11 protein-coding genes are annotated in these 14696 nt (G+C 49.4%); 5 read left to right on the forward strand and 6 right to left on the reverse strand.

The genetic code is table 11. The features are described from left to right. Nucleotides 1-10 precede the first annotated feature (10 nt). Nucleotides 11-1576 carry an MFS transporter gene (locus tag SynBIOSE41_RS15175; RefSeq protein WP_186538707.1) on the forward strand — a complete coding sequence of 522 codons (1566 nt, stop codon included), beginning with the start codon at nucleotides 11-13 and terminating at the stop codon, nucleotides 1574-1576. A gap of 56 nt (nucleotides 1577-1632) precedes the next feature. After that, complete coding sequence (locus SynBIOSE41_RS15180) at nucleotides 1633-2652, forward strand: HlyD family secretion protein (RefSeq protein ID WP_255475822.1); 1020 nt, start codon at nucleotides 1633-1635, stop codon at nucleotides 2650-2652. Here SynBIOSE41_RS15180 and SynBIOSE41_RS15185 read toward each other — a convergent pair. Genes SynBIOSE41_RS15185 through SynBIOSE41_RS15195 form a run of 3 tightly spaced genes read right to left on the reverse strand, consistent with a single transcriptional unit; the run spans nucleotide 2649 to nucleotide 6375 of the window. Then, nucleotides 2649-4289 carry a TolC family protein gene (locus tag SynBIOSE41_RS15185; RefSeq protein WP_186538709.1) on the reverse strand — a complete coding sequence of 547 codons (1641 nt, stop codon included), beginning with the start codon at nucleotides 4287-4289 and terminating at the stop codon, nucleotides 2649-2651. The two genes, SynBIOSE41_RS15180 and SynBIOSE41_RS15185, sit on opposite strands and share 4 nt — an antisense overlap. Before the next feature lie 27 nt (nucleotides 4290-4316). Then, a complete protein-coding gene (gene hemB / locus SynBIOSE41_RS15190; protein ID WP_186538711.1) occupies nucleotides 4317-5315 on the reverse strand; it encodes a porphobilinogen synthase in 999 nt (332 codons plus the stop codon). A 52-nt stretch (nucleotides 5316-5367) separates the two neighbouring features. Then, complete coding sequence (locus SynBIOSE41_RS15195) at nucleotides 5368-6375, reverse strand: DnaJ C-terminal domain-containing protein (protein ID WP_066910795.1); 1008 nt, start codon at nucleotides 6373-6375, stop codon at nucleotides 5368-5370. A gap of 117 nt (nucleotides 6376-6492) precedes the next feature. Here SynBIOSE41_RS15195 and SynBIOSE41_RS15200 point away from each other — a divergent pair, with 117 nt between their 5' ends. From SynBIOSE41_RS15200 to fldA, 3 genes are all read left to right on the forward strand, one after another. Continuing rightward, complete coding sequence (locus SynBIOSE41_RS15200; protein WP_186538713.1) at nucleotides 6493-6861, forward strand: hypothetical protein; 369 nt, start codon at nucleotides 6493-6495, stop codon at nucleotides 6859-6861. Nucleotides 6862-6865: 4 nt separating this feature from the next. Further along, a complete protein-coding gene (locus tag SynBIOSE41_RS15205; protein WP_186538714.1) occupies nucleotides 6866-8536 on the forward strand; it encodes a SulP family inorganic anion transporter in 1671 nt (556 codons plus the stop codon). A 762-nt stretch (nucleotides 8537-9298) separates the two neighbouring features. Beyond that, nucleotides 9299-9805, forward strand: coding sequence for a flavodoxin FldA (gene fldA / locus SynBIOSE41_RS15210; RefSeq protein WP_066910806.1), 507 nt, complete (start codon nucleotides 9299-9301; stop codon nucleotides 9803-9805). Between the two features lie 84 nt (nucleotides 9806-9889). Here fldA and SynBIOSE41_RS15215 read toward each other — a convergent pair whose 3' ends face one another. The 3 genes from SynBIOSE41_RS15215 to SynBIOSE41_RS15225 form a co-directional block, all read right to left on the reverse strand. Continuing rightward, nucleotides 9890-10849, reverse strand: coding sequence for an NAD(P)/FAD-dependent oxidoreductase (locus SynBIOSE41_RS15215; RefSeq protein WP_186538716.1), 960 nt, complete (start codon nucleotides 10847-10849; stop codon nucleotides 9890-9892). 2 nt (nucleotides 10850-10851) lie between these two features. Continuing rightward, the gene (locus SynBIOSE41_RS15220) at nucleotides 10852-11652 is read right to left on the reverse strand and encodes an alpha/beta fold hydrolase (RefSeq protein WP_255476063.1); all 801 of its coding nucleotides are present in this window, start codon (nucleotides 11650-11652) and stop codon (nucleotides 10852-10854) included. 665 nt (nucleotides 11653-12317) lie between these two features. Further along, nucleotides 12318-13352 (reverse strand): chlorophyll a/b binding light-harvesting protein, encoded by a 1035-nt coding sequence (locus tag SynBIOSE41_RS15225; RefSeq protein ID WP_186541299.1) that lies wholly within the window; start codon nucleotides 13350-13352, stop codon nucleotides 12318-12320. Nucleotides 13353-14696 lie beyond the last annotated feature (1344 nt).

Here is a 14696-nt window from a genome sequence, read left to right on the forward strand (position 1 = left end):
CTCCTGCACGGTGACTGCGACCCCAGCCAATCAATCGAGAAGCTTCTGGCAAACGAACCGAGGTGTTCTGGCACTTTGCTTTGTCCTCTTAGAGCTGCTTTTTTTCGCGACCGATTCCGTAGGAGTCCCTGCCCATACCTACGTAAGCGGTGATGTCGGGGGTACGCCATACCAATCTGACTGGTTCGAGGTTTCGTTCCTCATTCCGGCAGCATTGGTGATGCCTGTGGTCGGCAGCCTCAAAGCCCGCTTTGGTGCAAAAACCCTGGCCATCTTTGGTCCTGGCCTGTTTGGTATCGCTTGCTTAGTCAGCTCGACAGCTCAAGATCCGCAACTGTTTATGGCGATGCGGATGTTGCAGGGAATCGGCGGGGGCTTTATCCCGGCAATAGCCGGAGGCTATTTGGGCGCCGAACTGGGAAAGGAATACACCACCATGGGCAAGGGGATGGTGGCGCTTGCTTGCGTCTCAGGCGCATGCATCGGAATCCCGATTTCAGCACTGATCACTTGGCATCTGAGCTGGCGTTTTCTGTACGTCTTGATCGGAATCCTTGCACTCATTGCAGTCTCAATAATTTTCAAATTAATGCCACAAACTGGCGGTGATTCACAATACGAAATCGACTGGTTGGGCTATGGCTTTATGAGTGGAGGCTTCGGTCTTCTTAGCCTCTCTCTGATCGTTGGCAATCAACAAGAGTGGTTTGCAGATCCAATTTATGTAGCAATGCTATGGACATCAATTCTTTTGCTTGGCCTTTTTGCCTGGCGCATGGCCACCAAACCAAAACTCATCGACCTGCGAATTTTTAAAGACATCAATTACTGCGTTGGTGTCATAACACTGAGCTCAGTGGCATTCTTTTTATTCATGGTCTTCGCCCTGGTCCCCCGCTTTTTAGTCATTGCAACGAACAATACGATTGAGAACTACGCCCTAACATTCATACCCTTTAGCTTTGCAGCCATAATCACTGGAGCCTTTGCATCTCCAGGGATCAGCCCACTTGTGCTGGCTAAAACAATAGCCCAGAAGAAAAAGATTTGTTCAGCAGCAATTTTCGCGTTTGCCCTCAATTCTCTTTGGATGGCGAACACCAGCTCGCACCAGGACAACATCAATATTGGAATTCAACTGGTCATCATTGCCTCTTGCTTTGCCTTAATATGCTGTATGGAAATTCAGATGGCATTAACAACGATGCCTGCTGAGTTGCTGGTTAGCGCCAGCTCCATACTCTTTTTTGGAACCAACATTGCGAAAGCCCTGTCAGGGGGGGTCACCAGTGCAATTTTCACAGTCACCAGCCAGGGCAGCTGGGCGCGATTCCGAGAGCAAATCCATCCAAGCAATACCGCCCTGGAACCTTTTCTCCAACAACTCCATGGACATGGCCAGGGCATTAGAGGCGTCATGTGGTCCCAGGGCTCCCTGGAACTGATCAACAAAGAAATCGCACGGCAGGCCGAGGTCGTGAGCTACATCAACATCGCAACCATGGTTGGATTCGTTTTACTTTTACTCTGCGTATTACCCCTATTCCACCGTCCGGCAGAGGCCCGGAAAACATGAGATGAAGGCATTTGATGAAATCAAGTTAAAATCGTGGGAACAGAAAAGTTCAAGCGGTGACTGACAGCGACCCTAAGCAGACAGCCGAGAAACCTCGTCGGCCCTGGCGGACAAGGATCATGATCGGAGGAGCAGTCGTAGCAGTGGGGGCTGGCCTGACGGGTTATTTTGTGCGCAATCATTATTATCCAGGCACCAATGATGCCTATGTTCATGCATATACGATCACCATATCTCCGTATGTGGAAGGATACATCAAGAAAGTTCATGCTTCACCCAATGAATTCGTCAAAAAAGGGCAACTCATCTATGAGATCACCCCACTACCGTTTGAGCTGAAAGTAGAACAGCAAGAACATCGACTAAAAGCCGCGATTGCCAAAAAATCATCATTAAAGGAAGCACTCTTACAATCAAAACAAAGACTCAAGGATCAGCAAGCCAGCCAATGGATTATTGACCTCAACGAAAAGCGTTATGCTTACTTACAACAACAGCAGGTTGTTGCACTCGCCAAAGCCCAAGAATTCCAGGCATCCAAACTGGAAGCCCTCGCCAAAACAAAAGCAGCAACAATCGATATTTCACAGTTAGAGAAAGACATTCTCCAACAACAAGCGATAATCGACGCACTCCGAGCCGAAATTGGGCAGGCAAAGGTAAATCTAGGCTATACACGCTATTATGCACCAATGGATGCATATGTCAGCAATAATTTCAGCATCCGAACAGGTCAATACGTCAAGCCAGGGCAAGCTCTATTCAAGCTAATCGACAACAGCAAATGGTGGGTGGATGCCAATTTTCGTGAATCCCAAATCCACCGTATTCGCATGGGGATGCACGCCAACATCTCTCTGGACATGTATCCCAACAAGACCTTCAAAGGAAATGTGATCAATATCAGTCGAGGCAGCGGAGCCTATGAGTCATTGCTTCCCCCAGAAAATGCCACTGGAAACTGGGTCAAGGTACCGCAACGATTCCCAGTACGAATCTTACTCAAACAGAATGATCAACATCCATTACGCGCAGGCGCAACTGCTCATGCCAGAGTTAACACAGTTCAACCCTAAGTTTGCGGCAAAGTAATCGGCAAATCCACAGCATCTTCCGGATTTCGAGGCACATCAACCAGCTCTCTGAGCAATTGAGCGTAGCTCAAATTAGCAAATGTCATCGCCTCAGCCTTTTGCTCCATTGCTCGTGTCAATGAACTGATCGTATCCGCAAGGTCTGTAAAGTCAGCCAAGCCAAATTCAAAACGAGCTCTCGTATCGCGATAAGCTTCTCGTGCAGCCTTGTAAGAAGCATTGGCAGCAATGATCTGACTCAAAGCTGCACGATGCTCGTAGTAAGCACTTTCAAGTTTCTGGCGGATCGCATTCCTTTCTGCAGCTTCAGCCTGTAGAACCTGATCAGCGGCCGCTTTGCTCGCTTCAACTGCACCTGCAGTGATTCCACCATCAAAAAGACGCCAATTCAAACGCAAACCTGCCGCCCAATCATTGCTCTGAGAATTCAAAATTGGGATCGTCACAGATGCACAGCAGCCATCCAAATCAATCTCAGGTGACCGTGATTGGCCTGCAACATAGCCAGCTTCTGCAAACAACCCAATCCGTGGCAACAGTTCCGCAGCTTGCCGATCGGCTTGGCGTAAAAGAGCAGATCGAGCAGCCTGCAAGGCCTGCAATTGCGGGTTGTCCTTGAGACCTCTTACGATCGTTTCGTCCAAATCCAAAGGCCAGGGCTGCTGCAAGCTCACCTGCTCACGAGCTTCAAGTGTGACCTTGAAAGGAACATTCACAAGATTGCTGAGACGCCTTTGACTACTCAGCAACTGTGCCTCCGCCTGTTCCAGCAAAAAGCGCTGTTGTTGCAAGCTTGCTTCCGCACGTAACACATCCACACGCGGAACTAGACCCGCTACCTTCATCGCAAGAACCTGATCAAGAATGACCTCGTCATTCGAGACCACAACCTGCCGAATCAGTCGTAATTGGCTGGATAATTGCAGTTGATAATAAGCTTCACTGACATTCAACTGCAACTCGCGCAATCGGTTGCCATAAAGTTCACGCGCATTCTCGAGATCAGCTCCCAACTCAGCCAATGCAGCATTGCGCACAAAACTGAGCAGCTCGTAATCAACCCTCAGTCCTGCAAAGCCTGTTGCGATATTTGTTTGGACAAGATTTTGGCCTCCAGAGGCAACATATAAAGGAGAGTCCGTACCAATATCAAGGAGAGAACTGTTACCCTGAAGAGCAAAATTCTTTTGAAATTCTTGATTATAACCAGCGCCAAGATTGAAACTCACCGTCGGATAAAGACGTCCTTGAATTGAACGCAACAACCCTTGTTGCTCGCGCACACCACCAATGCTTTTCTGAAGCGATGGATCATTACGAACAGCCAGATCGATGGCTTGGGGAAGATCCACGCGAACGCGCTGATCGATCTTCACATCGACCGGCAAGATCGGCAGCTCAGCTGCAGCAGGGGCAGGAAGTGCCGGAAGCACACTTTGGCCTTGATCAGGAGAACCCTTTCCCCAGACCTGATCAAGTCGCTCAAGATCCCGGGCGTAAGCCTCAAAACTCCTCATCAAAGGAGCGAGAGCTGCTGGATCACCTGCAGCTCTTGCAATCGACCCTGTCAGGACAAGGAACAGGGCCGTAATGCCTAATGGCACGCTCGACGGCGGCATCAAAATCTCACTGGGTTGGAGCCATCATCACTGCTTCAGCCATTCAGCGGCATCGCAGGCGTGATAAGTGAGGATCAGATCCGCTCCAGCCCTTTTGAAGCTGAGCAGCGTCTCAAGAACCACCGAACGCTCATCAATCCATCCTTTCTCCGCCGCTGCTTTCACCATCGAATATTCACCACTGACGTTGTAGGCGGCGATGGGAAGCTGAGACTCCGTACGCAGACGGTGAATAATGTCGAGGTACGCAAGACCTGGCTTCACCATCATGATGTCAGCTCCTTCCTGCTCATCGAGCTGTGCCTCGGTGATGGCCTCCCTGGCATTGGCGGGATCCATCTGATAGGTGTCCTTGTTTTTAGGAATCGGCTTGCTGCCCGTCGCACGGGGCGCTGAATCAAGTGCTTCACGAAAGGGCCCGTAATACGCAGAGGAATATTTCGCCGTGTAGCTGATCACACCCACGTGCTCGAAGCCTTCGTCATCAAGGGCTTCGCGGATGGCGCCGACACGGCCATCCATCATGTCGCTTGGACCGATGAGATCTGCACCGGCACGGGCCTGCATCACAGCCTGCTTGCAGAGCTGCTCAATGGTTTCATCGTTGAGCACAACACCCTGCTCACTCACGATGCCGTCATGGCCATCGCAGGAATAAGGATCAAGTGCGACGTCGGTCATAATCGCCATCTCAGGGATCTCCTGCTTCAGCTGGCGGATGGCACGAGGGATCAAACCACTTTCGTTAAAGCACTCGGCCCCATCCTCGGTTTTGAGTCCTTCAGCCACCTTGGGAAAAAGCACCACGCAACGGATGCCCAAATCCCAGGCGCGCTTCACCTCTCCTGTGAGTTGATCGAGGCTCCATCGACTGGCACCCGGCATGGCGCCAATCGGCTCAACTCCGGCACCTTCATGCACAAACAATGGGTAGATGAAGTCTGCTGAAGAAAGACTGGTTTCACGAACCATGGCACGCAACGCCGGCGAGCGACGCAGGCGACGCGGGCGGTAAGTGAGGTCCATGAGCAACCTTGATCAGTGCTGGAGATCGTAAGCGTCAACCTCCGGACGCTCTTCAGAGGCGAGCGCTCTGTAGCCAGTCGCTACGGGGATCGTCCGTTCGGGCTTCCCTGAGCTTTTCCAGCAGATTGCGCTGCTCATCCGACCATTGGTTGGGCCACTGCACGCTGAGATTGAGCAGCAGATCACCACGACCTGCTTTTAAAGGCCAGCCTTTCCCTTTGAGGCGAAGACTCCTGCCTGGAGACGTGCCGGGGGGAATCGATACCTCCGCCTCACCGTCAGGTGTCATGACTTTCACGTTGCCTCCGAGTGCAAGCTCATCGATGGAGACGGGCAGCTCCGCTCGCAGCTGATCACCATCGAGACGCCAGACCGGGTGCGGCTGCACCTCGAGATTGAGATAAAGGTCACCACGGCGTCCGGTTCCCGGCTGAAGATTTCCCTTGCCTTTGAGCCTCAGTCTGGACCCTGTTTTGACCCCAGGTGGGATTCTGACTTGGACTCGCTCATCATTGACAGACAACGTCCTCTCAGCACCTCTGAAGGCCTCGGCAAAGCTCACTTTCACGCTGGCTTCAGCATCGAGATTCAAGGGAGTCCTCGAGGCCCCTCGGGGGAAACCACCACCGCCGGCGAACCCTCCGCCCGGGAAGCCCCCACCAGGAAAACCACCGCCGGCGAATCCGCCTGGGCCACCTCCAAAGCCTGCATTACCAGGGCTGCCGAAACGACCGAGCAGGTCATTGATGAAATCGTCGAAGTTGCCGTATCGGCCAAAATCAACATCAAACCCTCCGGCTCCAGCCCCAGAACCAGCAGCCCCAGCCTGATTCCAGTACTGACCAAACTGTTCATATCGACGGCGCTTGTCCGGATCGGAAAGCACCTCATAGGCCTCGCTCACCTCCTTGAATTTGGCCTCAGCATTGGCGTCTCCAGGATTCACGTCAGGGTGGTATTGACGCGCCAACTTGCGAAAAGCCCTCTTGATCGCATCGGCATCAGCATTGCGCTCTACCCCGAGCACCTTGAAGTAATCGCGGTATCCACTGCCGGCCATTGTGATCGCTGAGCTCCAGGAGCTCCGGTTGGTCTCAGTGTCCCAGTTCCGTCCGGGGTTCGGCACCGATTGAGGAGGCCGGATGCCCGTACGTCGGAACACACGTACATTTCGCGAATGCTCAAAGTTCTTCTGCTTGCCGCACTCAGCAGTGCCACCATCGCTTTGGTGGGAAGTGGCTCTGCCAAAGCAGCCCCCGACCCTGGAGCTCTTGCTGATCACCTGAGCCGAACCAAGGTCACGTATTACGGATCATGGCGTTGTCCAGCCTGTCAGCACCAGGGACGTCTGTTCGGCGACGCAGCGATACGTCTTCCCTATGTGGAATGCGCCAAACCTAAGGAACTGCCGATCCAGGCAGCTGCCTGCAAGCAAGAGAAAATCCAGGCCTATCCCACCTGGATCCTGCCGAACGGTGAGCGACGGGTAGGAGTTCAATCCCTGGAGGATCTGCAGATCTGGTCGGGAATGCCCCGGAACCCCTGAAACCATGTCCGCGAGCAGGCATCCCCTGATCAACGGGTTTCATTGGCGACACTGGCGAGGAGATCTCACAGGTGGTGTCACTGCTGCTGTGGTGGCCCTACCGCTCGCCCTCGCATTCGGTAATGCGGCACTGGGGCCAGGAGGTGCGATTTACGGTCTCTACGGAGCAATCATCACGGGATTTCTTGCCGCACTGTTTGGGGGTACACCAGCCCAAGTCAGCGGCCCAACAGGCCCGATGAGTGTCACAGTCGCCGGCGTCGTCAGCAGTCTTGCTGCTGTGGGGACAAGCCGTGAACTCAGTCAGGGAGACATGCTCTCCATGGTGATGGCGGCTGTGGTTCTTGGAGGGTTGCTGCAGATCCTGATGGGGGTGCTTCGCTTGGGGCGTTACATCACCCTGGTGCCCTACTCAGTGGTTTCCGGATTCATGTCGGGGATCGGCGTGATTATCTTTTGCCTCCAGATTGGCCCTCTCCTGGGGATCAGCAGCCAGGGAGGAGTTGTGCCATCACTGCAGATGGTGAGCTCCAATTTCACGCCAAACCCTGCAGCAGTAGCAGTGGGCATCGCAACACTTGTGGTGGTTTTCGCTACGCCAAGACGGATTACCAAGGTGATTCCTTCACCTTTGTTGGGCCTTCTACTGATTACACCTATAGCTCTTTGGCTGTTTCCAGAAAACATTCCACGAATTGGGTCAATCCCTGAGGGTGGACTCAGCTTCAACTCTCCGGACTGGAGCAACCACCTACCGCTGTTGCTGAAAGCGGGAATCGTGCTCGCAGTGCTCGGAGCCATTGATTCCTTGCTGACATCACTGGTCGCTGACAACATCAGTCAGAGCCGCCATCGCTCAGACCGGGAACTGGTGGGTCAAGGCATTGCCAACAGCATCTCGGGACTATTCAGCGGGCTCCCGGGCGCAGGCGCAACGATGCGAACTGTGATCAACGTCCGGTCAGGAGGAAAGACTCCGCTCTCCGGCATGACCCATTCCGTGGTCCTGCTTGTTTTGCTCTTAGGCGCCGGTCCTCTGGCCGAAGGGATCCCCACAGCACTGCTGGCGGGAATCCTGATCAAGGTTGGACTCGACATCATCGACTGGGGCTTCCTGCTGCGGGCCCACAGACTTTCATTCAAGACCGCCCTGGTGATGTGGGGAGTTCTGTTGATGACAGTGTTCTGGGACCTGATTGGCGCGGTGCTTATCGGAATGTTCGTGGCCAATCTGCTCACCATTGAATCGCTAACCCAACATCAGCTCGGCAACATGGACACAGGAACAGGACATCTCACGACGCGAGAGCAAGATTTGCTGAAACGTTGCGGTGACGATCTCATTCTGTTCCGCATGCAGGGCCCCTTGAGTTTTGGCGCAGCGAAGGGAATCAGTGAAAGAATGATGTTGGTGAGGAAATATAAAGTCTTACTTCTTGATATCACTGATGTGCCACATCTAGGAGTCACGGCAAGCCTGGCCATCGAGCGAATGGTCAAAGAAGCCGAGCGACAACAGAGAACAGTTCTTGTGGCAGGTGCAAGCGGCAAAGTGAAACATCGACTGGCCCAGTTTGGAATCGAGCATCTCGTCGACAACAGAGATCAAGCATTGGAACAGGCCGCAAATCGAATCAACAAGAAGAACGAACAAATCACTTGTGAAAAAGATTAAAGCCAGAATTCAGTGAACAAAAAACAAATCGAGGAAATAAAATTGCAATCAAAAATAACTCACACTGAGCCTTGAAACCCAAAAAACGCCTCAGCCTCAAGTCAGAATCAAAGTAGAATAAACAATAAGAAAAACCCATTCAGTCGAAGCGCAAGCGCTGCCAACAGAAAACAAAATGAACAATCAGCGAGGTTTCAGTAACACACTGATAACAAAATCGACCCGAAGTCCAACAATCGAGCGAAAATCGGCTATCGATACCAAGGGACTGAAACGAAAGCAAAAAGCAACGATGAAAATTTCCTAAACTCGCAGCGCAAAAAAGTTCTTGACCTTCTAAACCTCAAAACAGTACCCCGACAATCGATACATAGCCGCGTAAAAGTCAAGCCAAAAATAAGAGCACCGAAGGATATAGTTTATCGAGAAAAGCAGGTGGGCATGGCTCTGGCAGGCAAGGAGACTCTGGAAGCATTTATTGACTACATCGAATCTGATTCCCTGGAACGCAAGCACTGGTTAACGAGGGTCAGAGAGGTTGGTTTCGACCAGGTACTGTCGGAATATCGCGAATTGGCAACGAGAAAACAGATGCCGTTACGGATTTGACTGTAATCGCGCAAAAACAGCAGGCTCAACACAAAATGTCACAAGGTTGTAGCAAAATCACAACCCAATGTGTCGCATACAACCAAGCAGCGCGTCAAAAGCGGGAACAGTCCCGCCCTGAAGCAAGGATGATGATTCAGTTATCCAATTCCTATGGCTTTCACGATTTTCTTTGCAACATCAACGGGCAAAACGGAAGATATAGCCGATCGCCTGAAGGAACTCCTGGGGACTGATGCCAAAGACGTTGACAGCATCAGCGGTGTAGACGAATTGGCTTCTGCAGAAGCCCTCGTCTGCTGCATTCCAACATGGAATACAGGTGCTGATGAAGCACGTTCAGGCACAGCCTGGGACGATCTCATTACTGAAATTCCCGGTCAAGATTTTGGCGGCAAGCCCGTTGCCATCCTTGGGCTGGGCGACTCTTCCGGTTACGGAGACTATTTTTGCGACGCCATGGAAGAGCTGTACAGCGCATTCCAAAAATCTGGCGCGAAAATGATCGGCCAAGTGTCACCTGAAGGTTATACCTTCGATGAATCAAAGAGCGTGATCGACGGTAAGTTCTGTGGACTGCCTATTGACGAAGATAACGAGTCTGAATTGACCGATCAGCGCCTGTCTGCCTGGGTGCAGCAAATCAATTCTGAAGCCTGATTTACGTTCAGAATTTAGAGCTAACCAAAAGCGCCCTCGGGCGCTTTTTTATGTTTCGATGAAAGCCGAAAGATTGGGACTCCTTTAGCGATGAACCCAATCGACCCGGATTTCCTTACGTTGATTCAAAAACTTATCAATAGACATGGCTGCGATACAGCCGTCGGAACAAGCAACAACGGCCTGCTTGAAGGGCGTATTACGAATATCACCAATAGCCCAAACTCCATCGAGGCTAGTCATCATGTCGTCGTTGACCACAACACCACCTTCTTCATTCAAAGGAATCAGTCCATGTAAATAATCGGTAATTGGCAAACTACCAGACGAGTAAACAAAAACACCATTAACATCCAAATGAGTGTCTTCTTGGCTGCCTGATTCTTGGAGCTTGACAGCTGTGACGCCCGAATCATCACCATCAACAGAAGTCAAGCGTGTACGCTTCCAATGCTGAACATTAGGAGAAGCTTGAAGCTGAGATAGACCCGTACTGTTTGCGTTTGGCTTACTATTGGTAATCCAATGAACAGTTGAAGCAAATTTAGTCAAAACAAGAGCCTCATCAATAGCTTCTTGATTAGAGCCATAAACTGCTACTTGCTGATTCTTATAAAATGCACCATCACAGGTAGCACAATAACTAACTCCTCGCCCAAGGTACTGATCTTCTCCGGGAAGTGTTGATGTACGCCCCATTGCCCCAGTGGCAAGAACAAGAGTTTTTCCTTTAAAGGTGCCCTCTGGTGTATAAACAGTTTTTTCAGGTCCAGATAAATCAATTCCATAAACTTGCACTTGCTGATAATTAGCCCCATAACTAACCGCTTGATCTCTCATCGTTTTGAGCAGGTCCGCGCCAGACGTATCTGCCGGCACACCAGGATAATTTGCGATCTTATGAGTAATGGCAAGGGCTCCCACTGCTGGATTTTTATCTAAAATATAAGTCTTTAACGAAGAACGAGCGGTGTAAAGAGCACATGCGCATCCGGCTGGACCACCACCAACGATAATGACATCGGCTTCAAAGATATCTGACATAATCAGCTCCAAGCGAGAGAAGTAAAATCATTGGCATTAAGCTCACGATTAATCCATTCACCAGGAACCATTTGAATGAAAGCAATAATTAAATCTGCAGCTTGTTGAGCCTGGTCAAACTGAAAGAAATGACGCCCTTTTTTCATACAAACATAACGATCTCCAGATTTTAGCGTTTCAGACCAGCGGTCGTGCGCATTACTGTCAACAACAAAATCAAATTCGCCATTTAAGACAAAAGTTGGGACTTCTGGAGCGTGTAAATTCTTGGTAGTTTGTTGATTAACAATAGAACCTTGAATGAAATCAGTATCTAAGCACTTAGCAAGAAGGCAAGGAAGTATCTCACCAGCACGCGCATTGTTACTGGAGAAGAGCAAGGACGACAGATGACTCAAAATGGCTTGCCTCGAAGTTGGCAATTGACTCCGCAGGTCCAGGTAATGAGAGGACCAGTGATTGACTGAAAGAGTATCGACAGAGAGCAATGTAAGAGATTTTACCAGGCTAGGGTACTTTTCTGCAAAAAGGCAGGCAACCGTGCCGCTGATGCCGTGGCCAACCAGGTGCATTGGCTCAGAAGACGCAACAAAGGTCTGTCGAAGCAAGTCCAGAACAGTGGTTACAGAACATGACTCATCCAGATCATGCTGGAAGGACCAACGCTGAACAGCGAACGACCGACTTAATAATTGAGCAACACGTTTATTGAGGCAATGCAAGGTCGGCTGCAGATCAATCCAAAGGACCTTGTCTTGAGGCATATGTTGCACCATTTCAATTATTTTGAAAGAGCGCAGCACTGCCAAGAATGCACAACTAACAAGCTGTTGTATAAAATGGACTCACAGAAAGCAGATGATACAACTATGCCGCGGAATTAATCACAGCGATTGAGCCCTGCAAAATGCGGCGTTTTAAATGCTGAATGAGCTTTTGATCGATCTTGTCAGCAGATGCCTCAAGACAGATTAGAGACTCATAAGCACTGCCCGAAATGGAGCCAGAACAAGTTGTTTCAAGGTACAAATCAACAACCTTGGAACACGAGGAGAGCAATTCAGATTGACCGTTGAACAAAAGAGCAAGAAGCAATCCTTAAACAAAAATAAATGCACGCGGGTCGCCCCGGTCGCATCAAATGAAATGCAGCCACGAGTCTTATATTGCCTTAGATCGTCCAAAAAAAAGGGCGGTCACATCAGATCATCAGAGCATAACTAGCTCGGTCAATTCATAGCCCAGGACGGCTTACTCAGAAAGAGCAGAGAGATCGTGACAATGACTAAGTCGTCACAAAACGGACTGAAAGAATGGCAAATCCAAGTGTCATTGGTCTCAAACAAAAGCGCATGGCCAAGTCAAAAATAGATGGCTCAAAACAATTCGAAGATGCAAGTCTCAAAACAAATAGACAAAAAAAAGCCCCTGACTAGAGGAGCTTTAGAACAGAACGATTGATTAGAAATCAGTTGATTTTAGCTTTGTCCATGGATTCAAAAGCATTAACAACACTCTTGAAGTTGAAACCCATGCCTCTCAGAGCATGCCAGAGATGTCCCTGAAGGAAGAAGAAGGCAAGATAGAAATGAGTATTTGCCAGCCATGCACGAGCAGTGTGGGCATCTCCGGGCAGTGTGGAGGTGTCAGTGAAATATGGGGAGAATGCAAAATTGAGCTTCAAAGGAGCTCCATACAATTCCACCGGATAGATCGTCGTGTTTTGTGCACACCAAATGGCAGTTACAAAACCCATCAATGCGATGCCTGCAAGCGAGTAGGAAAGGATCGACTCACCGTTGTAAATCAGGACTTTCTTGAAAGGACCAAAGGGGGAACTGATGATATGCCAAACGCCACCAATCGTGAGAATGAATGCCAGAACAGCATGGCCACCCATCACATCTTCAAGACTGCTAATGGTCAGGAAGTTGGTTTGATAACCCCAGACCATTCCGAGATCGATGTTTGGTTCAACAGTGCGGACAGCTCCAAGCGAAGCATCATAAATTCCGTGAACACGAGCCCATTCAACGAATGCGATGACTCCAAGACCAAGGAAAATCAGGTGGTGACCAAGAATGAAGGTCAGCTTTTTAGGGTCGTCCCAGGTGAAATCAAACTTTTTGGCACGGCCTGTGGTCTCTGAAAGGTCCTTGGGGCAACGAAGCGTATGCCAGATACCGGCGGCGCCTAACACCGCTGATGAAACAAGGTGAGTCGCAGCAACAACGATCAGTGGCTGCTGGTCAACAATAACCCCACCATCACCAACGCCCATACCTAAACCGGCGAGGTGAGGGATGAGGATCAGGCCCTGTTCACCCATTGGTAGGGAGCCGTCGTATCGAGCGAGTTCAAAGAGAGTGAATGCTCCGGCCCAGAACATGATGAGACCGGCATGGGCAGCATGCGCAGCGATGAAAGAGCCGGAGCGCTTCGCTACTCCAGAATTTCCCGCCCACCAGTCATAAGTGACTGATGAATTTCCATACGATTGCATTGGGAAAATGAAAGGCATTCACAACCTAATAACCAATCAATATGCTCTAATCATCCGTTAACAATAGTTTTCAACCTAAAAATTTATGAGACATGTGGAAATTTCTTTTGTAACCCTTGCTAGTAGCGTATGACAACCCTTTAGCCGAAACGGCATTGAGGTCGGGCAAAACCTTGTGAAAGGTAAATGTTGCTTGGCGGAATGCAATACATGCTGTAAGGAACGAAAAAGGAAGGCGCCAAAAGCCCTCAAAAGCAGTCTGAGCCTAAGATGCAGAACAAATTTAAGATATTCGAATCAAATCAGATCATCACACAAACCAGACTAAAATTGAAGCAGGTGGGAATGTCCGCATAAAAGTAAAATCAAAAGAACAAAAGACTAACCAATGCATGCAAAATCGAGAATTATTACATAAAACTAGCTGCCTGTATCGAATGAATTTCAACCTCACGCTCGCAAACCCGAGAGAGTAAGATGAAAATAAATTAATAATATTATAATCAAATCAACGGTATTGATAACAACAAAAGAATGTGATTTGATTAAATCAGACCACCTGAAAGCAAGCTCGCGTCACCTCAATCACCCCGAGCCGGATTATACGATGCCGTAAAAATCAGCTCTACAGGACTCTTATCGAACAGAGAGAACAAAAGATAGGCCGAAGATGTAAAGCACCAGCTCAATTGCAAAATTCATAATCTACAGAGGATTCAATCATTATTGACATGGAACCGTCACTCGGAAGCCGATAATCAAACAATCGATAATCCGCGAATATCAGTGAGCTCACCAAATCAGATATCAAGACGATTAGGGCCAAGCGAGGGTTGGAGAAGCAAGCGCGTGAGAATAGCCATGGCCCTCAGGCAGCAAGGTTGGACTTACAAAACAATTTCTGAGCATTTGTTTGTCTCACAAAAATCAATTATGCGAGATATTAAATGCTTTGTAATCAATCCCAGAAATTTACCACGACCTTAAAAAACAATAAAATAACTTAAAAAAATACTTTGCTTAAATGACTCTTTTTATAAGTTCAACAACTAAGACTGTTTGGAAATGGATCGAGGAGTTGTCAGCCCGACAACTCCTTAATCCCGATGCCGGTGCCCACCTGCATCATACTCAAGTCAGCTGTTGACTGAAAGAGCAGCGATTATCCAAGTCGCCTTTAAATTGTGGTCGAGAAACCAGCGAGGATCACAACATTTTTAACAAAGCGGAGAATCATCATATCAAGCCAAGGGCGCAAGATGCTACAAATCAGCAGAGCCTGCTTAGAAAAAAGCTAATAGACGCCATTTGAAGAGCTCTCAAATAGTGACTGGAGAAAAAAGC

Origin of the sequence: Synechococcus sp. BIOS-E4-1 (assembly GCF_014279995.1) — a bacterium.
Lineage (GTDB): Bacteria > Cyanobacteriota > Cyanobacteriia > PCC-6307 > Cyanobiaceae > Synechococcus_C.

What these genes read in the sequence shown, in the direction of transcription:
- fldA (WP_066910806.1), top strand. Translation starts at nt 9,299, where the DNA reads ATGGCTTTCACGATTTTCTTTGCAACATCAACGGGCAAAACGGAAGAT.
- SynBIOSE41_RS15225 (WP_186541299.1), bottom strand. Translation starts at nt 13,352, where the DNA reads ATGCAATCGTATGGAAATTCATCAGTCACTTATGACTGGTGGGCGGGA.
- hemB (WP_186538711.1), bottom strand. Translation starts at nt 5,315, where the DNA reads ATGGACCTCACTTACCGCCCGCGTCGCCTGCGTCGCTCGCCGGCGTTG.
- SynBIOSE41_RS15195 (WP_066910795.1), bottom strand. Translation starts at nt 6,375, where the DNA reads ATGGCCGGCAGTGGATACCGCGATTACTTCAAGGTGCTCGGGGTAGAG.
- SynBIOSE41_RS15205 (WP_186538714.1), top strand. Translation starts at nt 6,866, where the DNA reads ATGTCCGCGAGCAGGCATCCCCTGATCAACGGGTTTCATTGGCGACAC.
- SynBIOSE41_RS15215 (WP_186538716.1), bottom strand. Translation starts at nt 10,849, where the DNA reads ATGTCAGATATCTTTGAAGCCGATGTCATTATCGTTGGTGGTGGTCCA.
- SynBIOSE41_RS15200 (WP_186538713.1), top strand. Translation starts at nt 6,493, where the DNA reads ATGCTCAAAGTTCTTCTGCTTGCCGCACTCAGCAGTGCCACCATCGCT.
- SynBIOSE41_RS15185 (WP_186538709.1), bottom strand. Translation starts at nt 4,289, where the DNA reads ATGCCGCCGTCGAGCGTGCCATTAGGCATTACGGCCCTGTTCCTTGTC.